Below are 25,590 nucleotides of genomic sequence, written 5' to 3'. Positions count from 1 at the left end.
CCAACTTGGATGCGACCGCAGGGCAAGTTCCCGGCGCGTGTCGTTATGGCCCCCGCGCCTGCCCTTGCCCGCATGGCTATCAAAGGTGCGCGCCGCTGTCACGCCCCGCCGTCAATAGCCGAGCGAAAGATCCACCTGCGGCTGGAGCGGCTCGCCCGAGCGGAAGCGGGCAAGGTTTTCGAGAAAGCGCATGACCGAACGCTCGAACATCCGCGTCTGGGCACGTCCGGAGAGATGGCTGGTGATGTGGGCATTAGGCACGTCCCACAGCGGGTGCTTTGCCGGCAGGGGTTCGGGGGTGACGACATCGAGAAAGGCGTGGCCCGGGCGGCCCGCCTTCAGGCCCGCAATCAGCGCTTCCTGATCGACGACACTGCCTCTTGCGACATTGACCAGCGTGGAGCCGGGTTTCATCGCGGCAATCTCGGCTTTGCCGATCATGCCTTCGGTTTCGGGCGTAGCGGGGACGGCAAGTATCACCCAGTCGAAGGTACCTAGCTGACCACGCCACTCGTCCAGACCGAGCGTGCCCTCCCCCTGCGACCGTCGCACCTTGACCACATCGACATCGAAACCCTGCAGCATGCGATCGACCCTCTGGCCGATAGCGCCATAGCCGAGAATCAGCGCGCGGCTGCCGGCCAGTTCGACCTTGCCTGGACTGTCGAGCAGCCATTCGTGTCGGTCTTGCGAGCGCACTACCTCGCGATAGCCCTTGGCCACGGTCAGCATGCCCATGACTACATATTCGGCGATGGTGATAGCGTTGATGCCGGTGCCGTTGGTAAGGATCACGCCCCGCTCCCGAAGCACATCGAGCGGGAAGAAATCGACTCCGGCATAGACCGAGTTCAGCCACTTTAGCCCTGTCGCCAGCCGGATTGCCTTGTCCATGCCGCCGGGCTGGTAGAGGTCAAACCAGCCGATCTCCGCCTCCGGTGCCAGTTCGAACAGTTCCTCGGCGCTGCGAAAATACCGCGGCTCCACCCACCTTGGCAGGTGCGGCTCGATCAGCGGCGCGGCCACGGCATTCATCACGAGGACGGTCATGCTGAGCTCTCTCCCAATAACATTTGCGAGAGACTTACCCTATCGATTGCGGATTGAAACCCGTTCAGACGAGCTTCCATTCCCAGCCGAGCGGGTCGCCGTCCATCACCTCCACACCCTTGGCGGCAAGGTCATCGCGCAGAGCGTCGGAACGGGCGAAGTCCTTGTCCGCACGCGCGGCCCTGCGGGCTTCGAGAGCAGCTTCAATTTCAGCCCCTTCGATCTCGACGCCCTTGGGCCTGAGGCGGAGCGCCTTTCGGTCAAGCGTGAGCAAACCGATGCCAAGGACCGCATCCATTGCTGCCAGCGCCGCAAGCTTTTCCGACGCATCGACCTTTTTCAGCGCGAGCACTTCCTCGAAGACGGTGAGCGCGACCGGAGTGTTGAGATCATCCGACACCGCTGCATCGAAACGTTCGAGGAACGATGTGAATCGTGGACCGGGCTGGGCCTCCGTTTCGCCCGCCCGCTCCTTGAGCTGACCCACCGCGATCAGCATGCGCTTGAGGCGCGTGAGTGCGGCCGAGAGCCCGTCCCACGAGAACTCGAGTTCGCTGCGATAATGTGCCTGCAGGCACATCAGGCGATAGGCCAGCGGCGAGTAACCCTTGTCGATCAGGAGCTGCAGCCGCAGGAATTCACCGCTCGACTTGCTCATCTTGCCTGACCGTTCGACCAGGAAGTTGTTGTGCATCCAGACCCGAGCGCCGGAATTTGCGGGGAGGTCCAGCCCATTCGTGCAGCAAAACGCCTGGTTTTGCGCGATCTCATTGGGATGGTGGATCTCACGGTGGTCGATGCCGCCGGTGTGGATGTCGAACGGGAAACCGAGCACTTCGCCGGACATGACCGAACATTCGAGATGCCAGCCAGGAGCGCCCTTGCCCCATGGCGAATCCCACTCCATCTGGCGCTTCTCACCCGGCGGTGTCTTGCGCCAGATGGCGAAGTCGGCGGCGTTGCGCTTGCCTTCGACTGCTTCGATGCGACCCTCCCCGTCCTCGGTCTGCGCACGAGCGAGGCGGCCATAATCGGCCACGGTCGAGACATCGAAATAGAGGCCGCTGTCGAGTTCGTAGCAGTGGCGGGCCGCGATCTTCTCGGCAAAGGCGATCATCTGCGGCACGTATTCCGTGGCGATGGTCCAGCGTGCCGGCTGGCGAATGTTGAGCGCCTTGACGTCTTCCCAATAGGCTTGCGTGTAGTGCTGCGCGATGTCCCAGATGGACTGGGCCTGCGCCTTCGCCATCTTCTCCATCTTGTCCTCGCCATCATCGGCATCGTCGGTGAGATGGCCGACGTCGGTGATGTTGATGACGTGGGTTAGCTTCAGCCCCTTGAACGACAGTGTGCGACCAAGGATGTCGGCGAAGACATAGGCCCGCATGTTGCCAATGTGGGGATAATTGTAGACCGTCGGCCCGCAGGAATAGACGCGCGCCTCGCCTGCGTGGACGGGCTGGAACTCCTCGAGCTGTCGCGTCAGGCTGTTGAACAGCTTGAGCGGTGCAGAGGGCGCGAAGGGGGCGGGGCCGTGGACTGACATGGTGCAGCCATTGCCCCGCGCCCCCGCTTCAGGTCAAGTCACTCGCCGGTTTCGCGCGCCTCACCAAGCAGATCGTCATTGCCCGTGCCCGTCACCGGCTCGTCGATCAGCGGTTCGAAGCCCGCTGGCGCGATCTGGTTCAGTTGGATGAGCGTTGTCTTGGTGAAGCTGTCGACCACCTGCAGCGCGTTCTCCGCGGGATCGGTCTTGAGCACCTCCTCCACGAGATCGCGCAGTTCGATGATCTCGAAAGGCAACTTGTTGCAGGTATTGGCACTCAAGATAACGCAGCCGTTGACCGACGAAAGCTCGGTGAAGCTTTCATCGAACGCGATTTGCTCGATCGCATCGACACCGACCTCGCCATTCACGATGCCGTTGATCGCGATATCGAGCTGGCCTCCGTCACGACTGCCAATGCTCAGACTCTTGGCAACCAAGCCCCGTCGATCATCGAGACGGGTGCCCAGCGAGGTGTTCTGGATGTAAACCTCGCGGTCTGAACGAAGCTGTATCGCATCTGCTTCCACCAAAGTACGACCGTCAGTGACCCCATCATTCAGGGCAAGTCGATCCGTGATGAGCGCCGTGTCCGTCAGTTGCGCTATGTCCTCGAGCGCGCTGCGGGTGACCATGGCAATGCCAGTCCCCGATATCCGCAGGGTGCCCCCAGCATCTTCATTTTCACGCAAGCGGATCGAGCCGGTCGCGGCGTCGAGGAACACTCCGGCCTGACTGTCCACGGCCAGTCTGTTACCGCTGGCATTGCTCATGCTCAATGCACCGAGGAATGACGCCAGTCCGCCCGAAGCAAGCGAAAGTGTACCATTTTCCCCGATCTGGCCCGGCACTGTGCCAGCTTGGGCGGCCACTGCCAGATCGCCTACCAGCAGCGCCTGGTTGGCGCGGATGGTCAGATCTCCTCCAGAGCGGATGTTCGCAAATTCCGCCTGCGAGATGGCATAACCGCTCGCTGCCGAGGCAATGTTATCACCGAGCTTCAGTGGCCCCTGCCCGGTGCTGCGCAAGGTTATCTCGTTGGTATGCGTGGCCTCCCCAAGTCGACCGCTGGCCGCAATCGCAAGATCGGCCGAGGTCAGGTCCATCTTCGCACCCGTGGCAAGTCCATTGACACGGATTGTATTGCCCGCGTTCAAAGTAAGCGTCTCTGCGGCATCTGCCACGTCGTTGATCACGATGTCGCCGCTGGCCGCGATATCGATATCCCCTTGCCCCCTCACACCGGGTGTAACCAGTGCTAGCTGCCGCAGGCCTGCCCCATTGGCAAAGTCGTACCCTGCAGACAGATGACTGACGATAACGCTGCCGTTTCTCGCAAGCAGATCGATATCGCCCGCCGCGGCGACGGTTCCACCTCCGATAGAGCCATTCGCCGAGACAATGACGTTGCCGTCATTGGCGACGATGCGAATGATCTGCAGGTTGCCCAAGGAATCAAGGCCAACAGCATCGGCTTGGACGCTGATCGCGCCCGTCAGCTGCAGGCCCGAGATGTTGACGATCCCGCGAGACGAAATCCGCGCGGACGCACCAGACAACGCCGAAACTGCAAGATCGCCCTGTGTGGTGAGATCGATGTCACCTCCTGCGGAGATGGAAGTCCCGGTCATTGCAGTATTGGCGGACCGGAATGCCCCGCCCGCAGTGATCGACGAGAAGCCGAGGTTCCCGGCCACGACGTCGACGTCTCCGGCGGCATCAATCGCGCCCAGACTTGCATCGCCGCTCACGGAGATGGCGAGATCAAGGGTGCGTGCCCACAAAGCCCCTCCCGAAACCGTCCGGCCGCTGATCGCAATGCCCCCACCCTCGATCCGGCCATAGGTGAAGCTGCCGGTTCCAGTGGCAATCCGGATCTGCCCGGTGGCGACAAGATCACCGCCAACCACGTTCCCGCTGGTGATGACGCCCAACGAACCGCCGCTCGACATCCGGGTGAAGGTCAAGGACTGGCTTGTCACGTCGAGAGCGGTGCCCGCCGTTGCCGTGCCGACCTCCACCTTACCCGAACCTGCCAAGGTGAAGCTGCCGGAAGCACCGAGAACCGGAGCACTCAGCGAGCGGACACTTGCAGAGAAATCTGCGCCGGATTGCGCACTCGCAAGCGTTGCATCCCGGGCAGTCAGCTCAAGCGACCCACCCGCGATGAGCTGGCCGGTCGTCAGATCGCCCACGACATCAATGCGGAGCTTACCCGTGCGCGCCGTCATCGCGCCGCCACGAGCCGATGCGGCATTGATGGTCACGTTGCTTCCGTCGACGCTGCCGTAGGAAAGCGCGCCTCCTGTTGCGATGGCGACTGTATCCGCTGCGGTGGCACGACTGATCGAGACATCGCCATCGTCGTCGATGGTGATGTTCGCGCCTGCGATGAGATCACCACCTTGCGTACCGGCGAGCGATCGGATCTGCGCATCGCTCGCAGCATCGATCATATTGAAATCAAGTGCACCGGTAGCGGCGGTGAACATCCCGCCCGCAGTGGCTGTATCAATCAGGCTTGCTCCCGTGCTGACGATCGTGATGTCGCTCCCCGCAGTGAGTGTTCCAGCATCAATCGTATTGCCGACCAGCGACATCGCCGTTCCTGCATCGGCACTGCCGAGTTGAAGAGCGCCCCCAGCATCAAGAGTGATGGCAGATGTGGCCTTGGCGGTGCCGATCGTGAGATTTGAGCCGGTCGTCACGGTGACGCTGGCCGGGTTGCTCGCCGGGCCACCGCTTCCTGCCCCCAGCCCGAAGTTGAAGGATATGCTGCCGGTATTGTCGCCGGAATTCGAATCCCAGTAGCCAACCGAAAGGGTTCCCGTTGCCGGTGCCGTGATCGTGCCGTTCGCGCCGACAAGAACTCTCTGTCCCGCAACCTCGCCTACCAGCGCACCGAATGGTGCCGTAAAGTTACCGATCGTCAACGAGCCGAACTGCGCGCCAATCTGCGTTCCCGGCTGGATGCCCGAGTCGTCCTGGGCGGTAGACAGGCGGAACGCGATCAAGCCATCCGCGTCAGAGAAGCGCGGCAGCGGCCCGGCGCTCCACAGGTCGTTTGTCGATGACGAGACAGTAAAGGTCTGGCCCTGCACGACATCGAATACCGGCAACAGTTGTCCGCCAGTGTAGGAGTTGCCCAGAGCCTGCACCACGACCTGCACGAGATTCTGACCGGTATCAGCCAGCCCCGCCGAGATGCTGCCGATCTGGGCGCTCCCCGAAATTGCGAGCACGCTGTCCAGACCGGACCTGCTCGTGCCCAGCAGTAATGACGCGGCGGTAAGGTTGAAGGTCCCGAACACCGACACAGTACCGATTTCTGCCCTGTCACCGATTGTCAAAGTCAGGTTGCCATCGCCGGTCAGGCTGAGCGCATCGAGGCCTGCCGCATCGATCGAAACTGCACCGCCCGCCCGCAGGTCGGTCAGCGAGACGCCACCGGCAGTCGAGATACCGAGATCGCCGCCTGCATCGAGCGTGCCTGCCTGCAGGCTGTCGGCGCCAAGCGTCATCGTCGTGCCAGACGTCGCCGAGGCCAGCGTCAGCGCGCCGGTTGCGGTCACGGCGATGCTGGTGCCGGCATCGAGCGTGCCGCCGGTGATCGTCCCGCCTGCCAGCGTGATCCCGCCCGCAGCGCCGATTGCGTCGAACGTCAGCAGCGCCGGGTCGATGAACACCGAACCGCCGCTCGAGGTGACCGTGCCCAGCGTTGCCGTGTCAGTCACGGTCAGCGTCACGTCGCCCGCCGCCGCAAGGCCCGTCGCCGTGAGGTCCGTCGCGGTGATCGACAATGTGGTTCCGGCATTGACGGCATCGCCCGCGACACTGCTGCCGACAAGGATGGCTCCGCCAAGCGTGTCGAGGGTCCCGAACCGCAAGGTCGTGGCGCGATAGTCGAGCTGGCCCACGCTCGCCAGATCAAGGTTCGCCGTGCCATCGACAAGCACAAGCGCAGCGCCGTCCGTCAACAGGTTGGCAATCTGCAGGTTGCCAGCAGTCAGATCCAGCGAGCCTGCAAACACATCGCCGAGGCCGACATCGCCTGCCGACCGCACGGTCAGGAGTGTGCCCGCCTCGACGAGGTTGCCGGTGATCGCATCTGCCGTGAGACTGGTTGTCGCAAGGGATGCGACATCGCCGAACGCCAGCGTCCCGGCGGTGATCGCCACCGTGCCGGTTGGTGCGCGGACGCTGCCCAGCGCGGCGTTGCCGGTCACACCGATCGTGACGGCCCCCGCCTCGATCAGGTCGAGGCCAAGGCTGCCGGCGGTGATGCCCGCGTTGCGCCCCGCCGTGACCCCGCCGAGCGTCGCCCCGTCCGTCACCGCGACGGTCAGGTCGCGCACGGCATCGAGCGTCGTCGCGTCGAGCGTTGCCGCCGAGATGAACAGGTCGTTGCCGCTCTGGATCAAGGCGGCGGTGATGTTGCCCGTGGCATTCAGCGACATGTCGTGGCCCGGACCGCTGGTCCCGCCCAGGACACTGCGCACCACGATGTCCTGCGCGGTAAGGTCAAGCCTGCCCGTGAAGACATCGCGCAGGGTCAGCGTGCCGCTGGCAGTGCCGGTCAGCGCGTCGCTACCGACATCGCCGCCGGTGATCGTCCCGCCCGCAAGCGTGACCGCGCCGCTCTCCAGCGATGCAAACGTGATCGTCGGTGCCGCAATGGTGATCGCGCCGACGCCACCGGTGCTGGCACTGGTCGTGATATTCACGCTGCTGGTGCCGGTCAGATCGATCGTCGTCCCCGCAGCCAGCAGGCCCACATCGATCGTTGCACCGGACAGCGCCATGCCCTCGACCGCCTGCGCCGAGGCCAGCGTCAGCGCGCCGGTTGCGGTCACGGCGATGCTGGTGCCGGCATCGAGCGTGCCGCCGGTGATCGTCCCGCCTGCCAGCGTGATCCCGCCCGCAGCGCTGATCGCATCGAACGTCAGCAGCGCCGGATCGATGAACACCGAACCGCCGCTCGAGGTGACCGTGCCCAGCGTTGCCGTGTCGGCAACCGTCAGCGTCACGTCGCCCGCCGCCGCAAGGCCCGTCGCCGTGAGGCTGCCTGCGGTAAAGTCGAGCGTGCTGCCGGCGGTGGCCGAACCCAGCGCCGCCGTGCCGCTGACATTGCCCGCGATCAGGCCATCGGCGCTGATCGTCGTTGCCAGCAGCGTGCCCGCCGTGAGCGACAGATCGCCACCTGCGGCAATGTCGGTGATATCGGCAAGGCCGCTCACCGTCGCATCGAGATTGCCCAGTGCGGCCAGCGACGTGCCGCTGGCACTGGCCGCCTGAAGCGCAAGGTCCGTCCCCGCGCTCGCGCCGCCAACCGCATAGCTGCCGCCCAGCAGCGCCGTCAGGCTCGTCCCTGCACGGATGCTGCTGCCGGCAAGATCGCTGCCTTCCAGGCTCACCAGGCCGCTGGCATCAAGCGTGGTGAAGTCGAGCGTGCCGAACTGCGCCGAGACATTGCCACCGGACGTCGCCGCACCAGTCAGCACCGCGCCGCCCGTCACGGCAAGCGACAGATCGCCGCCTGCATCGAGCGTGCCTGCCTGCAGGCTGTCGGCGCCAAGCGTCATCGTCGTGCCAGACGTTGCCGAGGCCAGCGTCAGCGCGCCGGTTGCCGTCACGGCGATGCTGGTGCCGGCATCGAGCGTGCCGCCGGTGATCGTCCCGCCTGCCAGCGTAATGCCGCCCGCAGCGCCGATCGCATCGAACGTCAGCAGCGCAGGGTCGATGAACACCGAGCCGCCGCTCGAGGTGACCGTGCCCAGCGTTGCCGTGTCGGCAACCGTCAGCGTCACGTCGCCCGCCGCTTGCAGGCTCGTCGCCGTGAGGCTGGCCGCAGTCAGATCGAGCGTGCTGCCGGCGGTGATCGTGCCGCCGGTGATCGCCCGCGTGGCACCCAGGGTTACGCCCTCGCCCGCGCTCAGGCTGTCGAAGGTGAAGTTGCGCGCAGCAACAAGCACCGCCGCCCCCGCATCGGTCGCGCCAATGCGGATGTCGCGCCCCTGGTAGGTCGCCGAGGTTCCGGCATTCACCGCGTTGACCGTTGCGTCGCGGCTGCCCAGCGCGACGCTGGTGCCTGCCGTGATCGTGTCGAGGGTCATGGCACTCGTCGCGGTCAGCACCACCGACGTGCCGGCGTCGAGCGTGCTGCCATTGATCACCACGCCGCCGAGTTGCACCTGCCCGCTTGCGCTGGCAGACGCGAAGGTCAACCGCCCGGTCGTCGCCGCGATGTCGCCGCCAAGCGCGGACACGCTGCCCAGCGTGGCAAGCCCGCCGATGGTCAGCGTCAGGTTCCCCGCTCCGGACTGCAGCGTCGGCACCGCCAGCGTGCCAGCACCGATCGCCAATGCCCCACCGGCCAGCGCAGAATCCAGCACCGCGCCGCCCGTCACGGCAAGCGACAGATCGCCGCCTGCATCGAGCGTGCCTGCCTGCAGGCTGTCGGCGCCGAGCGTCATCGTCGTGCCAGACGTTGCCGAGGCCAGCGTCAGCGCGCCGGTTGCCGTCACGGCGATGCTGGTGCCGGCATCGAGCGTGCCGCCGGTGATCGTCCCGCCTGCCAGCGTGATCCCGCCCGCAGCGCCGATCGCATCGAACGTCAGCAGCGCAGGGTCGATGAACACCGAACCGCCGCTCGAGGTGACCGTGCCCAGCGTTGCCGTATCAGTCACGGTCAGCGTCACGTCGCCCGCCGCCTCCAGTTGATCAGCAGCAAGGTTATCTCCGGTGATGGCGAGCAGACCACCCGCTCTTGCACTCGTGCCTTCGATTGACTGTGCATCGATCGACAGATCGCCGTCGACAACCAGATCTCCGAACGTGGCCCCGGTCCCGGCAGTGAGGGACAGATTGCCCACATCGGACGCCGAACCCACGTGAAGCGAAGTTGCCGCATCGAAGGTGCCATCAAGGCCAGCCAATGTGAGGAAGCCGATGCGGATCTCGGCCGCAGCTGAAACTGCGCTTGTTGCCCCAAGCGAAAGTATGCCTGTGCGCAGCGCACCGGCAGCAGCAAAGCTTCCCTCGGTTTCACCGCCGACATCGACGGCTGAAGTCAGCTCACGTGCAGCAACGAGAGAAGCGGCATCGATGTCACCACCGATCGAGAGACCGATGTCACTGACCGTTGCTTCGATATTCCCCGTACCCGACAGATTGGCAGCGGCTGTCAGACTGACGAAACCGCCTTGCAGCGTGGAACCGCCAAGGAGAGCGATGCCGCCTTGCTGGGACGTGATCGAAAGGCCATCGACCGCCGCGATCTGCGCTACAAGCTCCGGCCCGCCGATCGCTATGTCACTGGTCGCGTAAAGCACGACGGACTTGCCGGATATCGCGCCGTTGGAGCGGATATCGAAAGCCTTGAAATCTCCGTCACCGATGCTGACGAAGTCAGCGGCGTTCACGTCGTCGATGCAGATTGCGCCCTCAAGGCAATCGGCATCAAGCGTATCGCCATCGTTCCGGCGGATCGACGACCCCGAAATCGCTCCTGTGACATCCGCGCGGAACGATGCTCCGGCAAAGCTGGCCAGCCGAGCATCGATGGCGGCACCGGAAATCTCGATACCGCCCGTGCCAGCATCAATTGCCGAGCCTGCCCCGATTGAAAGGACAGCGATGTTGGTGGGCAAGAGGTCGTAACTTATCGGCTGACCGCCGGCTGCAAAGACCAACCGTTCGGGGACTGACGATGGCCCGGTGTTGGCGAGGAAGCTGTTGTTCCTGCCAATCAGGATATCATTACCGGACCGAACTCCGATGCCCGCTCCGGCTGTGAAAGCAGTGCCATCCAGAGTCAGGACGGTTCCGCCGCTGTTGAGATCGAGACTGCCCGAAGCGTTGAAGCGGCCGCCGCCCGAGGCCTCTCCGAGGGTCAGCAAGCCATCGACGTAAAAGTAATCTCCGTCGAGCAGAGCGCCAGCCTCGGCTATGACGTTCGTGCCGGAGATATTGCGGATCGTGGCGTCGTTCCCGGCGCGAACGGCTACGTTGCCATTCGAATAGTATCCGCTGCCAGCATCGCCAGTGATGTTTCCGCCAGCGTAGGCGGTGAGATTGCCGAGACCGGCCAATTCGGCCGGACCGACAAGACTGAAATCGCTTGATGCGTCCACGTCGAGATTGCTGCTCGCCTCGATTAGGCGGCAGACCGCTGCGGTGCAGGCATCGCTGACGATATCGATGGTGTCGAATGACGAGAGCCTGATCGCCCCGGCAGAGAAGCGGCCATTGCCCTCGCCGGTCACAACGATGCCGGTATCACTTTGCACATACGCAGTGTCTGCGGCGAGCGATGCACCGTCGGCTAGCGTAATTGCAATGTTGCCGCCGGAGAGCAGGGTCAGCTCTGAATCGACCGCGATTGTCCCGCCGGTAACCGCAATGCCGATCGTTGGATCCAGGCTTGCAGGAAAGCCGGACGCTTCGCCGGTGAAGCTGCTGAAATGCAGGCCACCACCGGCGGCAGTCGCGGAGTTCGACAGCGAGATGCTACCCGGTGCCTGGTTGAAGCCGAAACCGAAATTGACGAAGAACTGTCTGCTCGTGACATCTGCCGTTACGTCGAGGGCAGAAATCTGTCCAAGACCACCGCCGCTATCGTCGCTTGCAGAAAATGCGATTGTTCCCCCCGAGGCGGGAACGGCAGTGGACGTTCCGGGATTGCCCGATCCGCCGGGCCCAGCGCCACTCGTCCCCGCCAGGTTTCTGAACCGGGTAGTGCCTGCCGCCGTGGCGACGAGATCGCCGAAGCTTAGCTTCCCACCCTCTGCGCCCATGGTGATTGCGCCACCGGCTCCAGCCTGCGCAAGTCCGGTATTGCCGCCATTGCCGCCCGCGACCCCGGCTTCGCTGGCCGACGCACCATTGCCGCCCGCACCGCCCAAGCCACCGACACCACTCGCGGTGAGTGTCGTGCCGCCAGACAATCCAAGTGACGCCTCGCCAAGCCGATTGGCCGATAGCGCTATTGTTCCTCCTGAACCTGCACCGCCAGCGCCGCCGTTGCCCCCTGAACCGCCGCTCGATCCAGTTGCATCCACGCCTCGCCCGCCGTTGCCGCCAAAGCCCGAAGTTGAAACCGCCAGTCCGCCATCGGTTTCGGCGATTGCGATAGAGCCTTCGAGGTCAGCAAGCAGGTTGAAGACGCCGCCGGAACCGTCACCGCCCGCGCTGCCAGCAGTGCCGTCACCCGAAGCGGAATATCCGGCTCCATCCGCACCAGCACCGCCGGTGCCGTCAACGGTCGCCGTCAAGCTACCGAGAGAAATGCTCGAATTGGCCCCCGTGGAAGTGAGAGCAATCAGGCCGCCGCGACCGCGGCCGCCCGTGCCGCCGACCGAGGGTCCGGGCGTGCCGCTGCTGCTGGCATCGACGCGGCCACCTCCAGCACCGCCCAGACCGCTAGCGATCATGGTCAGGACATCGAATGCCAGGCTGCCGCCACCCGACGCAGTTGCGGTGATGGCGCCACCCGAACCGTCCGCCCCATTGCCGCCATCGCCTTGTGCGACGCCGCCGAACAATGCAGAGTTTCCACCAAGCCCGCCATTTGCGGCTCGACCGGAGGCTTCTATCGCGGGGCCCGAAACCGTCAGCGTTCCGAGGTTTGCTGCGGCGAACGCAACCTCTCCGCCTATGGCCTCGCCGCCATCTCCGCCAAGACCTGCGCCAGCGGCGTCGGCTCCGCCGTTGCCGCCGTTGCCGCCGACGCCTGCCGCAGACAATGCTGCACCGGTTACGGTTAGTCCTGTACCGGATCCCCCGGAAGCCACCTCGACCCGACCACCAATGCCCGAACCGCCTTGTCCGCCATTGCCGCCGGATTGCCCATCACCACCCGCGGCACCCCTGCCTTCGGCGGTTATGGTGAGATCGCCAAGTGCCGTCGTGCCCGCGCCAACCAGAAGGCGGCCAATGCCGCCAGTACCATTGCCTCCATTGCCCCCGTTCGTCCCAGCTTCGCTAATGGCACCGATACCGTCGGCGGATAGGGTCACTGTGCGGAGATAGTCGAGCGACGTGGAAGCGCCGAAGTCGGCAGCAATCTCGAATATTGCCGTGCCGCCGGTGCCGCTGCCGCCACTTCCTCCGAAAAAGGCATCATTGGCATCGTTGATGAAGTTTCCGGCACGTCCGCCAATGCCGGTCGCATCGACTGCGATGATCCCAGCATCGAACACGCCAGAGAGGTATCTGATGGTCGCAGTTCCGCCAACGCCGTCTCCTCCGGGACCTGAGTACTGGGGAGTACCTGATCCGAAGGAATAGCCACCAAGCCCGCCATTGCCGATCGCCCTTACCTCGACCTGAGGCGGGACATCGCGATATGGAACAGTAGCTGACAACGAGCCGCCATCGATCGTGACGAGCGCCGCCCCGCCGGTGCCGAGTCCCCCCTGCCCCGGTTGCAGCGTTCCACCGAAATCGTAACCGCCGTTCCCGAAGTAACTGATACCGCCGTAAATCGGATCCGAAATCGGCGTGTTGCCATTGGCTTCAACCAGAAGGGAGTCCGTGCGGATCGTTCCGGACGTGAGAGTTGCAGTTGCATCACCGCCGGTGCCAGCGCCGCCAACGCCGCCATCAATGTCGAGGTCCGTGTATGCTCCATCGCCACCATAACCTGATGCGGTGACAGTGATACTGGGTACGGAAACCAAGCCGCCGCTGACGTTCAGCGCTGCCGATCCGCCAAGGCCGAGCCCACCGGCGCCCGGTCCCGCACCGGCCACGTTCCGGCCAGTGCCGCCTTCGCCTGTTGCGCTGATGTCGAGGGTGCTCGTCGCAAATGTGCCATCCGTAATAGTGAAAGTTGCCGTTCCACCGACCCCGCTGGCGCCGTCTCCCGCCTGAGCGCCAAGACTGGTGCGGGCGGATTCAAATGCTGCCCCGCCTTGGCCGAGACTGGACACAGTGACCTGCGCCCCCGTGAACGATGAAGTCTTGCCAGACTGGGTGAAAGTGACGTCGCCGCCTGTTCCGACACCCGAAAGCCCCGCTACGTCGTCTCTTCGGCCTGCGCCCCCGATCGAACGCATCGTCAGGTCACCCGAATAGGATGAATCGGCGAGCGTGAAGCCCACTGCGCCACCGGTTCCGCTCCCGCCGTCGAAACCGCTCCCGCCGCTTGCCTGCGAGCGCAATGACGCTCCGAAGTCAACGATTGCCGAAGACCCGTTGCGCAAGATCGCCGTGACAGTGCCGGACTGGGCGTCCTCTCCGCTCTCGTAAGAGCTCGCATCGGTTGTCAGGCTCAGATATCCGGTGCGCAGCGTGCTGGCGTCGCTGACGAACGAGACATTGGCCGACCGCTGTGTTCCCAAAGCATTACTGCCGTGCGCCGACAGATACACACTTGCGCCCGCCGTATCGAGCTGGGCGTTATTTGTAAGATTGAGCGACACCGTGTTCGGGTCGATCAGATCGCCATAAGCACTCGATCCAAGATTGATGTAATTGGAGAAATTCCCCCCGTTAGTGAGGATTGAGGTCGCTAGATTGGCATTGTCCAACGACATCGACACGTTGCCGAGCGAAGCGATGCCTCCATCGCTGGCCGAGGCATAGTTCGACGCATTGATCGAACCGGTCTGAAACCGTGTCGGGATGCCAGAAAAGCTGACGGATACCGCTCCAGCAGTGGCATCAAGTGGAGACTGATCGCTGCCGGAGTAGGTGATCGCATCTGAATGGAGCGAGAGTGAGCGCGATGCATAAGCACCACCGGACACCGACAAGGATACATCACCCGATGTGGCATTGCCGCCACTGATCGCCTGCTGACCACTGAAAAAGCCGTGGCTCGCGGTCGACGAAATGGTGACGTCACCGAACGAGACACTGTTGCTGGTCGAACCGACGGGAGCGGAAACCTGGATTGCCGCTGAACCCGACGTGGCACTTCCTGTCGAAAGAGCGCCGACTCCCGAGGTGGCGTCGCTCAGCAAAGAGGTCGAACTCGCAAAGACGCTGCCGTTGGTAACCGTCAGCGAGACATTGCCCGCAACGGCGTCGTCACCGACCGTGTCAGGCAACAGCGCATCGCCGTTCATTGGATCGGTCTGGATCGCTCCGATCGCGGTCGATGTCAGACTCAGGCCTCCGCTCACGGAGAGTCCCGCCTCTCCCGCCACAGATACCGCTACGTTGCCCGCCTTGGCGCCGTTCGCCGATGCCAGCGACAGCCCACCATCGACGGAAACGAAATTGCCGTTGTCAATCTTGGCAGACAGATCGCCGCGCGCGTCAAATGTGGCGCTGCCGTTCACGACCGTCGATGAAGTGGTCGCGTCAATTTCAATGCCACCGCTGGCACGACCGACGAGCGTGTTGGTCGATCCCTCGGAACCGATCGTGAGGTTCGAGACGACAAGGGAAGCATCGTTGCCCACGATCGCATTCGGATCGATAGCGCCCGACGCAATATTGTACCCCGCCGAGAGCACGACCGAACCATCCACCACCTCGGCGGTCGTCGCGCTGTCATAGCCCATCCGTCCCGAGACCATGGCGGTCATCGCCTGGTTCTTGGGAACCGCAACGAGGTAAACCCCGTGGTTTGCGTCGGTCGAGTTAGTGTTTGCGGCCCATGTGGTGCTGCCGGTATGGGAGACCCCGGTATCATCGGTCGACCCACTATCGACCACGATGTCGAATAGCCCGTTGTTGATCGTCAGGGTCGCCGCCTCTGCGGCAACGAATGCGGCGGAACCGTTTACCCGAACTGTGCCTGCCTGATCGACCCGCGGCGCTACCAGCGCAACGTAGCTGCTGTTGAACAGCGTGGCGTTGATCTGCGCGCCCGACTGAATCGTGACGGACGACTTGGGATCGAGGGCAGCGCCGAAACGTATCTCGTTCTTGTCGCCATACAGACGAGTACCCTCAGCAGTCACCGGGTCGACAGTGATGGGCAGCGACGTGAGTACGAGGCTGCCGACATTGAAGACGCCCTTCGCCCCCACGACCCAACCGCCGGCATTGTAGAACCAGATCCTGCCAAGCGGATCCGAAGAGACTGTTCCGGATATCGAGAGTGGACCAGTCGTCGCCGTGTCCGTGACGCGGTTCAGGACAGTGAATGGCGTGCCGGTGTCGGCGTTGAACCGCAGGGTCATGCCTTCGGGCAGGAACTCGCCGGACGGACTGGTAATGGCCCAGTCGATCAGGGCCTCGTTCGCATTGACAAAGATCGTGTCGGTGTTGGTGCCGTTGAAGACCGGCGCACTGGCGCCAAACTGGACCGTTGCCGTACCCTGCACCGCCTGTGCGCGGACCTGCGCGGGCGCAGTCGCAAGCGCCAGCGATGTTGCCCCGCAGGATATTCCGCACAAGAGCTTGGCCAAGGATAGTTTGCGCATTTTCGGGCTTGTGCTTTCAGGCGAATGGGCAGGCGAACGGGCCATCACAGCCTCCACGGCAGGAGCTGGAACGAAAGATTGAGCATGAAGCGGGCCTTGCCCTTGACGTCCAATCCCAGTGGATCGTGCAAGGGCACCGCCACGCCGGCATCCAGACGAATGGAATCCTTGATTGCAGCCCGGAGGCCCCCGCCGACCGAAATCACCTTCTGCGGATCGATCCCATCGAATGCGGCGTCATTGTTCCACACCCACGCCGCATCGGCGAAGGCGTAAGGCTGGAAAGCACTGCCACCGGCAACCTTGGGCAAGAGCGATCCCAGCCGGATCTCGCCGCGCACGCCAACGCCGCTGTCGCCGATCACGGCACCGGGATCATAGCCCCTGCCCACGGTGTAGTTGCCACCGGAGAATTCTTCATAGGAAAGGAGCCTGTCTGGCGAGTATTGGGCACGGGGCTGAATACTGAGCGTAACCTTGCGCACCGGACGGTAATCGAAAACACCAGAAGTTCGCAGGACAAAGCCCTTTGCGGTACCCTCAATCCGGCTCGGAGTAACCTTTCCGAAGCCGCGGCAACTGGGCGCATTGGCACCAACGCAGCCCTTGGTGGCGTCGAGGACATCAAGCCCCTGTCGGGCTTCTAGAGTCAGTCCCCACGACCAGTGCGGTTCGAACGGCGTGAAGCCGTCGCGGCCTGTCAGGCTCGGTCGGCTGATACCGCTGGCCTCGGTCCTGGCGTAGATCACCCGCAAGCGATCGCGGTTCAGCGGAATGCTGCCGAAGTCGAGATCCTGATTGGATATCTGTCCCCCTGCTGCAATCGACAGGTTGTATGCCTGTGACCGGACGAGCGGAAAGCTGCCCTCCAGCGATGCCGACAGTGTCCTCGAATGAAAGTCGGCCCGCGAGTCCGTCACAGTCGGATTGGTCCAACCGTACGTAAAGTCACCCCGAAGTGCGAAACCTTCTCCTCCAAGCCGCATCTCGTGGCCAAGTTGAAGCACGTTCTGCTCATGAAGGTCGGTGGTGGCAAAAAAGCTCGCCGTGGTGGAATCGCCCAGCCCCGTCAGCCCGTTGAACTGCACCCTCGCAAGTCCACTGTACCGACCGACTGCGCGAGAGCCGTAGTTCTGCAACCCGATTTCAGCATAGGCTGGCATCCTCCGCACGGAAACCTCGCCCACGACTTCGCCCGGCGACCCTTCCAGCGGGCGAAGCGCCAGCCGCACATCCATGCCAGGCAGGTCCTTGGCCAGAAGCAGGTAACGCTCTGCGCGACGGGTGTTGAATACGGGATCTCTGGTCAGCTTCTGGAGGTACCTGAGGAGCGCCTGTTCGGACCGCCCCACGTCACCTTTGACCTGCACGCGCTTGAGATGGGCAAGGAGCACATCCAGCCGGACGGTTCCTCCGTCAATTTTTTGCGGCGGCACCTGCACCGCGGCGAGATATCCGGCCTGGCGCAGCTTGGTCGCGGCGCGATCACGAATTTCGCAGATCACCGATACCGGCTGCTCCGCTCCGACAAACTCTGCATAGCTGTCCGCGAGAGCGAACCCCGCAAGATCCTGCATGCCGGTGAAGGTGACGGACGAAAGCTTGAAGCGGATCCCGGCGAAATCGGGAGCAGCAAGAGGGCATGGCGCGCGTTCGACTTCGGATGTGTCAACCGTGACCGGGCCACTCCGATTGAGCGTTCCTTCTGCTACCCCACGCTGGATTTCTTCGCGCGTAGGGGCCTGAACGTTACCCGGAGGAACCGACTGGGCGAGCGCAGTGCTCACCGAAAAGGATAGGGTCAGAAGAGGAAACAGGCCTGCCGCGGCTGTCCCGCGAAGCCTGAAGAACCAGGCTTTGCCACGGAAACGAACTGGCATCGTGCCCCCGGGCAAGGGCAAAACAGCAACAGGATCGGCCATTTGAGTCGAATCTCCACAGGCGCGACCCGTGATGACTTAACTTGTTGGCCCGGTAAGGCTCTGTAATGTTGGGAATGACCTGTGGTGGAGAATCACCCTAAGTAGTTCCACTATGGATGTTGCTCTTGTATCTCCGGTTCTGCAAGAGTTGCCGCGAGCCAATCGAATTGCGCTTTGCAACCGTTGTCCAGCAACAACGTGCCCAATGACGCGGCATCGGCTGGAACGTCCTCAGGTTCAAGCATGACGATCCGGAACTCTGCCGCTTTGTCCGGCGCCGTTTCATCGTAGATACGGTAGGTCCGCCCTTCCTGCGGGGCGAGCATGGTCTTGGGCCAGGCAATACCCACGGTCTTGGGCGGCCACTGCATGCGCACCATCTCGCCGCCCGCACTTTCGGTCAGCCAGGTGAAGCTCCGTGCCTTGGCCTCCGCTCGCCAAAGATAAAGGTCGCTCCCCCGCGGAACACAGACGTTTCCGCCCTCGCTGGTGTCCGCCAGCCAGATGCTTACGGGCAGAACGTTTTCGCCCGAGGTATCCCCGGCCCCGCGCACGGCTCCCGCCCTGACGGACGCAGGATTGCTGAGAGACCGAGCCAGCAGCGCCGCTGCACTGCGATCACGGTTAACTGCATTGTCGAGCGTGAAGGTGCCAACGCCCCTGAGAACCCTCGTCCCGGCCTTGTCCAGCACGGTAACCACGTCGCCGGCTTTCAGCACCACTTGTGCATTCGCCGGGAGCCGCTTGCCCTTTGGGTATGAGGCGGCAGACGGACCGGTCGATCGCACGACAACGGCCTGTGCGAAGGCGCTGCTCGATATTGCCGCAAAAGCTGAGGCAACTACGATACTGAACGTGACCAGTCCCTTGCGACGCATTGGTCAGCCTCCGGCTTGCGTTGATTGGGCGAGGTTCGCAAGGAGGTCGAGCTGCGCGTTGCAGCCCTTGTCCGCCATGGCTCCTGCCACCTCAAGTTCGTCAGACGGGACATTCGTCATGACCATGGTGCGGATCTTTACCGGCGCGCCCACGGCATTGCTGAAAGTGTAGGTCTGCCCGTCGACGACGGGCACGCTCGCGGCCGGCCAGACCTTGAGCGCACTCCCGGCACGCCATGTTACATCAGCGGAACTTCCGTCCTGCGAAAGCAGCTTGCCCGTGCCCTCCTCAACTTTCTCCGGACGCCAAAGCACGACCGTTGCAGGATCGGCAATGCAATAGGTCCCGCCCTTGCTGACGTCGATGTACCAGACGTTTTCCGGGCCGGTCGGCGCAGCCATCGCCGGAGCGCTTGCCGCGCCGCGCACAGCCCCGGTTCGCGTACGCGACGCGCCGCCGCGGGCCATCATCGCAGCGAGCTGCGTCCCTGCTGCCGCATCGCGGTTGACCTCGCCGTTGAGGGCGAACGTTCCAGGACCGTTGAGAACTCGTGTACCGGCCTTGTCGAGAACCGTCACATGGTCGCCGGACTTCAAGACAACCGATGCTCCAGCGGGCAACTTGCGCCCCTGCGGATAGGAACCTGCCGAAGGTCCGGTTGAACGGACCACAACCGATTGCGCCATGGCCTGGCCTGCCAGTGCAAGCACGGCAATGGCCGAAGCGCCCGCCACCAGGGCGCGCAACTGCTTGCCATCAACCAAGAACATAACTCTCTCCCTTGTGCGTCTGCCGCAACCTCTGGATCAAATTCATCATCGCATCATCATGGACCGATTCGAGAATTGTGTCTGTGAGAGCTTTCACACGTTCCACCTCTCCCCGCGCGTGCGCCTCTACCGCCGCGATCGCAAGTCTGCGCTGTTCCGCAGGCATGTCCGGAACCGGTTCGAAAATTTCGACAGGTGTCTTGCGCCCCCGCAGCGTGACAGCCCCCATGGGACGGAACCAATCCAGGCCAGATCGCTCCGCCGCTTCTCGGCTGACGAGTACGCGCGTATCCAGAGGCTTGTTGGCCCCCTCGAGGCGGGCGGCAGTGTTCATGGCATCGCCAAGCGCGGTGTACTGGATCCGACCTTCCCCCCCGAAATTGCCGACGACCGCCTCACCGTAATGGACCCCCACGCGGGTCCGGCCAATCTTGGGCACACCTTCAGGTACCGACTTTCGAAACTCCTCGCCCGCCAGGTACATCGCCCATGCGGCCTTCACTGCGCGCTCACCATCATCGGGGTATGCAATCGGAGCCCCCCAGAAGGCGACCACGGCATCACCTACGAACTTGTCGAGCGTACCGCCATACTCGAGTACCACTGCACTGAGCCGGTCGAGGTAATCGTTCAGCAATCGCGCGATCATTTCCGGCTCGACTGCATGGGTCAGCTTGGTGAAGCCTTCGAGGTCGCTGAAAAGACAGAATATCTCGCGCTTTTCTCCGTGAAGCGAGAGACGGTCCGGGTTGCGCATGATCTCTGATGCAACCGATCGGGGAAGGTACTTGCCAAGTGCGCCCTGGGCGAACTCGCGCTGCGCTGCATTGATGGCTCGCAAGCCTGAACTGATGGCAGTGTAGGCTATCAACCAGCCGATCAGCCAGCCCGTCGCCGGCAAGTCCAGCGTGTCATATCCCGCCCGCTCCACCAGGAACGGCACGGCGAGGAACAGCGAGAACTGCGCAAGTACGCCGATCGCCAGGACCCAGGTGCGGGTCTGGACCATGGCCGTGGCAGCGCCAAGCGCAACGGCAAGGATGCCAGCCAGGATCTTGAGACCCATCGCGGGTCGCTGCTTCCAGGCCTTGTCCAGGAGTTGCGCAAGCATCGAGGCGTGGACTTCGACGCCGATCATCCGCGTTTCGCCGGTCACGGGATTACCGGTGCGGGTATAGGGCGTGTCAAACTGGTCGAAATCCGAAAAATCGCCGCCAATCAGGACATAGCGCCCCCTGATCGCGTCTGCGACCAAGGGCGCCGTCTCGGGATCGGCAACGAGATCGATCGGAATCTTGTCGAACACCGGCCGATCGCTCGCCGAGGGCACCCGATAGCGGATCGGTCCTGTAAAGTTCGCAAACCGGGGATCGGCATCGGCACTGCCCTGCGTCAGGGCAATGGAAAGCAGAGGCGGCAACCCCGGATATTGCCGAGGCCAGCGGCGGGCAACGCCGTCCGTATCCGTCTCGAGAAGGATCGAGGCCGGCTTGGTCATAGCCCCCCCTGCACTTTGCATGAAGGCGCGCAGGTCCTGCTCCTGCTCGTACGTGATGGCTTCCGGATTGGTGCGGTTATCAGCAAACGCCAGAAAGACAGGAGTCTTCATACCCTTCAGCGACGCTCTCAAGAGGTCATCGTCATCCTGCGGGCTGTCGAACAGGACGTCGATACCGATGCCCTTCGCTCCCAGTTGGTCAATCTGCCCGAGTGCTTTCGCCAGGATCGTCCGATCGACCGGAGAGATCTGTCCCGTCGCACGATTTGTATCGGCTGTGTAAACGACCAGGGTGACACGCTTGTCGGTATCGGTCGGCGGGGCAAAATTGGCTGCCCGCAGATCGTAGAGGGCTGCTTCCGCATCACGCAAAAGCGGCAACCGCCAACTGTTCAAGGCAATGAACAGTGCCAGGGCCAACAGGACCAGTGCCACGAAGCTGCGCTGCCAGCCGAGCTGCGACAAGCTGCGTCGCGCCGTCCTGCCAATCTCGCGCGGTCCATCTTTGGCCGCGCGCGGCTCTTTGGCCATGCGTTAAATTCCCTCCGTTATCATTGAGGGCGCGCCCGCTTTGCCCTTCAAAGATGCAGCCATCCGCGCGCCTTGCGATACGAGCGGCCTCGCTCCGTCTCCGATAACTGCAAAGCCGGCCCAATAATAAGGGTGAGATGTATCGACATCGGACATGAGCCCCTGCTGCGCCTTGAGCAAAGCCTCTCCGGACGGCGTGCCGGGGGCAGCTGCGAACAGTCCGTTGATCAGTCGCGCCGTGGCATCGAAGTCGTCAGGCGCCGGCCAATGGCTGGCAAGTACAGATCGACTCCCGGCACCGATGAACGCACGGACCAGACCTTCCAGCGCTGACCCGCCACCTGTGGCAAGGCCAGTCTCGCGCGTGGCGATCACGTCCGCTTCACCTGCCGTATCGCAGGCGGAAAGGATGACCATGTCGGCATCGAGCTTCAGATCGAATATCTCGGCAAAGCTGAGCAGGCCGTCCGAACCCTGCGCGCCGAACGACGTGACAAGCGCTGGCCGTGCCGCGCACGACGGCTGCGGCGGCGTGACGAGGCCATGCGTCGCGAAATGGAGAATCCGGAAATTGTCGAGGTCGCCTCGCGATTTGATCGCAGTGTCCGAAAAGGCCGGACCGACCATCAGATCAGTCCCCTGGCCTGATAGCAGCATCCGGGCCTTGAGAAGCTCGGCCTCGGAGATGGGCCTGCTCCACGTCGTCAGCGGCCAATCGCAATCGTTGCCTGCCGCCCCATCGCTTCCCCGCACCCTCGGACCAACTTGCCCGCTTAATTGTACAACCGCAGCATTGCGGCCCATGCCGAGATAGGCTTCGTGCGCCTTGGAGGCAGGCTGCTTCCGGGCATCCATGAAGGACCGTGCCGAAACGGCAGTGGAGACGAGCTTGTCCTTTGCCAGCCATTGCACCGCTCGCAGATCGAACGGATCGCCCGCCGGGCTTTCGGCCTGCTGAAGATAGTCCTGCGCCGACCCCTCGTCGGCAATCAGGACATTGACCGGCAATTTCAGCATCGCCCCGTCTGGTTCAAAGATCAGATGCCTGGCTGCCTGCAAATCCGATGCGACAGGACCAAACAATGCCTTGTAGACGGCTACCGCCTCTTTTGCCGCAAAAGTCCCGGTCACATACTGCTTGCCATCGAAGCGCGAGATGGAGTCACGAATCGCCTTGACCGATGCGTCCAGTTCCGCCGAAGTGATTGGCGCCCGATAACCAACGGCCTTGTCCTTGTTCGCGAAGAACACGAACACATCCGGACCAAGAACGGCCATCTTGGCATAGGCCTCGTTCGGCGCGAGGCCTTCCTGAAGCTCCTTCTGTCCAATTACCCGCTGCGTCACAACGCGGTAGCGCGCATAGTTGGCAAGTTCGATGACGGTTGCCTGTTCCTGCGCTTCGAGTTCGTTGACCCGTTTTGCGGCATCCGCAATCTCGTCACTCCGGGCTGATGCATCATCCAGTCGCTGCAAGGCCGCATAAGTCATGCGGGCGCGCTCAACGGCGCGCGTCAGGCTGTTGGATTGCCGGAACAGCCGGGCTGCTTCGTCGCTGCCTCCTGATAGTTCGCGCGATAGCACGGCCTGTGTTTCGGCAACGCCTGGACGCACCAGCACTTGTGACGCCTGGAAGAAGGCATCGCTCGTTGCCGCGTCGCCGCTCATCCTCGCTGCTAGCAGATCAAAATAGGGGGACATCTGCCGTGAAAGGCCGGAAAGACCATTCTCGCGCTCGACAGAACGGGCCACGACCTGACGATATAACGGCTCTGCTTCGGCCGGGCGGCCATGACGCATCAGGTAGGCTGCCAGCCTCGCCTGGGCCGCTGCCATGCTGCGGGTTTCCGGGTATTGAACGCTAACGATTTCTAGCGCAGAGCGCAGCAGCGCTTCTGCGTCAGAGATGCGCCCCTCGTCTTCGGCGATCGTTGCCAGCTCGTTCAGAACTTGCGCGCGCATCCGCACGATCGAGACGACGCGACCGTTGCGCACCGCCAAGGCCCGAGCCTGCGCCTGTTCCAACGCGGCACGAGCCTCGACCTTGCGCCCCACAAGACGCAGCGCCGTTCCGCGCAACTGGAGGCTCTGTGCATCCAGAATTGTGGCGCGTTCGTCATCTGTCAGCCGAAGATCATCGACCAATCCCATTGCGTTGGCCGTAAGATCCGAGGCGTTGATCCGTCGCGAAACCGAAGGCGTAAGTTCCATGGTGGCGCGCAGGCTGTCCGCGCCCATGGCGCTCGTCTTCCGCAGGGGCTGGCCCAGCCGGTCCAACGCCTGAGCATACCTTTCCTGATTGAGCAGGTGAATGGCTTCGTAATTGCAACGCAACCGTTCCACCACGCCGCTACCGGCGGGCATGGCAGCGGCTTCGGAAAACAGGCGGTCTGCCTCGGCAAACTGGCCAAGGTTGGAGCGTTGCAGGCCAGCGTTTACAAGGAACTCGACGCGATCGATCGGAACATCGCCTGTCGAAGCCTGCCGCTGGTCCAATGTCTCGAAGTATGCCGCGGCCTCGGCGTAATCGCCAGAATTGTTGCGACGATAACCTTCTGCCAGCGCTGTTGCTGGATCAAGCGTTAGGGCCTGTATCCGGGCATAAGCTTCGGTGTCGTTGATGGAAGTCGTGGCAATCTCGATCGGTTCGTCCAGAATACGATCCGCATAGATCGACCGCAGAGCCAGATCGAGCGCACCGTGATAGGCGGAGAAGCCTTCCACCACGAATGTCGTGTTGCCTCTGGCCACGCTCACCACTTCGTAGGCCAGATCAGGGTCTTTCCACCGGCAATCCGTCCGCATGCGCCCAGCAACGGACGCGCGGCTGGCGTCTAGGCAGGTGACCTTCTGGCGACGCCGATCTGCCAGACGGGCAAGTTCATCGTCCTGGCCATGCCGCAGGGCAAATACATATCCAACCGGCAGGGCGGAATCCCGGCAGACGATGGCCCATGTCCTGTCCAGGGGCGATCGGTTGGCCTGATCCGTCGTGCGCGACTGGACCTGGCAAAGTGCCTTGCTGCCGCCCGATCCGAGAGGGAAACTGTCGCGCAGGAGCAGCGATTCCTCAGCTGCCACCGCGTGGCCAACCGAAGGGCCGCACACCACTGCAAGCGCAGCAACGCCCGTTGCCAGTCTGATTCCGAAGCTCGCCAATCGGTTACGCATCGCCTGCTCCCTTAGCCCGGCCTTCACGATTCACGTGAAGACCAAGACCACTGCATCGAATTACTGCGTATCCCGAAGACTCTTGTGCCCTTTGCCACAGCATAGGCGCGTCGATGCGGCAATGCCAAGTGATACACCGGCAACGTGTGACAAAATGTCCCCGTCAGGCGTCAGAAGCCCTCGAAAGTCACTGCCTCTTCCAGCGCCGCGCGAGGTACTTCAAAGCGATTGATGGCTGCGTCCTGATCGCGATAGCCGATCGCCAGCCCACAGAAGAACACATGATCCTCGGGGATGGCGACGCATTCCCGGACTTGCTTCTGATAAACAGCCCAGGCCTCCTGCGCGCAGGAATCAAGCCCTTCCTCACGCAACAGAAGCATGACCGTCTGCAGCCACATTCCGATATCCGACCACTGCGGCGGCCCCATGTAGCGCGGCGTGTGGACCAGCATGAGCACTGGCGCACCGAAGGCCCGGAAGTTGCGCATGAACTGGGCCAGGCGACCGCGCTTGTTGTCCCGTTCGATGCCAAGCGCAGCGTACATCGCTTCGCCCACACCAAATCGCCGCGCTTCGTAAGCACCCTCAAGATCCGGCGGATAGATGGCGTATTCGGGCGCGTGAGCATTGCGCCCCATTGGTATTACGGCTCCTACGGTTCTGACCAGCCGGTCGAGCGGCTCACCCGAAATGACGTGGGCGTTCCAAGGTTGGACATTGCCACCCGAAGGAGCTCTTTGCGCCTTCGTGAGGACACGCTGAAGGATGTCGAAAAGTACGGGGTCCGAGCGAAAAAGACGCACCGATCGCCGCGTCAGCACTGCCTCGGTTACGTCCATCG

At 63.1% G+C, this 25,590-nt stretch carries 9 protein-coding genes; all 9 read right to left on the bottom strand.

The genetic code is table 11. The features are described from left to right. Window positions 1–111: 111 nt before the first annotated feature. A complete protein-coding gene (locus IM701_RS05545; protein ID WP_193828028.1) occupies window positions 112–1,050 on the bottom strand; it encodes a D-2-hydroxyacid dehydrogenase in 939 nt (312 codons plus the stop codon). Between the two features lie 64 nt (window positions 1,051–1,114). Then, a complete protein-coding gene (gene cysS / locus IM701_RS05540) occupies window positions 1,115–2,596 on the bottom strand; it encodes a cysteine--tRNA ligase (RefSeq protein WP_193828027.1) in 1,482 nt (493 codons plus the stop codon). A gap of 38 nt (window positions 2,597–2,634) precedes the next feature. Then, the gene (locus tag IM701_RS05535; RefSeq protein WP_193828026.1) at window positions 2,635–16,020 is read right to left on the bottom strand and encodes a hypothetical protein; all 13,386 of its coding nucleotides are present in this window, start codon (window positions 16,018–16,020) and stop codon (window positions 2,635–2,637) included. Beyond that, window positions 16,020–17,897 carry a ShlB/FhaC/HecB family hemolysin secretion/activation protein gene (locus IM701_RS05530; protein WP_193828025.1) on the bottom strand — a complete coding sequence of 626 codons (1,878 nt, stop codon included), beginning with the start codon at window positions 17,895–17,897 and terminating at the stop codon, window positions 16,020–16,022. Before IM701_RS05530 ends, IM701_RS05535 begins: the two co-directional genes overlap by 1 nt. Window positions 17,898–18,007: 110 nt before the next feature. Continuing rightward, window positions 18,008–18,775, bottom strand: a complete 768-nt coding sequence (locus IM701_RS05525) for a hypothetical protein (protein WP_052242440.1) — start codon at window positions 18,773–18,775, stop codon at window positions 18,008–18,010. Between the two features lie 3 nt (window positions 18,776–18,778). Beyond that, entirely contained in the window at window positions 18,779–19,546 is a 768-nt protein-coding gene (locus IM701_RS05520) for a hypothetical protein (RefSeq protein WP_039335029.1), read from the bottom strand. Next, window positions 19,533–21,575, bottom strand: coding sequence for an adenylate/guanylate cyclase domain-containing protein (locus IM701_RS05515; RefSeq protein ID WP_193828024.1), 2,043 nt, complete (start codon window positions 21,573–21,575; stop codon window positions 19,533–19,535). Before IM701_RS05515 ends, IM701_RS05520 begins: the two co-directional genes overlap by 14 nt. 3 nt (window positions 21,576–21,578) lie before the next feature. Beyond that, the gene (locus IM701_RS05510; protein ID WP_193828023.1) at window positions 21,579–24,746 is read right to left on the bottom strand and encodes a CHAT domain-containing tetratricopeptide repeat protein; all 3,168 of its coding nucleotides are present in this window, start codon (window positions 24,744–24,746) and stop codon (window positions 21,579–21,581) included. 170 nt (window positions 24,747–24,916) lie between these two features. Continuing rightward, window positions 24,917–25,588, bottom strand: a complete 672-nt coding sequence (locus IM701_RS05505) for a nitroreductase (protein WP_193828022.1) — start codon at window positions 25,586–25,588, stop codon at window positions 24,917–24,919. Window positions 25,589–25,590: the final 2 nt, after the last annotated feature.

The sequence above is a fragment of the Novosphingobium sp. ES2-1 genome (assembly GCF_015169775.1).
GTDB lineage: Bacteria > Pseudomonadota > Alphaproteobacteria > Sphingomonadales > Sphingomonadaceae > Novosphingobium > Novosphingobium subterraneum.
The sequence above is the reverse complement of the archived record's forward strand: the minus strand, read 5'-3'. Positions and strand labels throughout refer to the sequence as shown.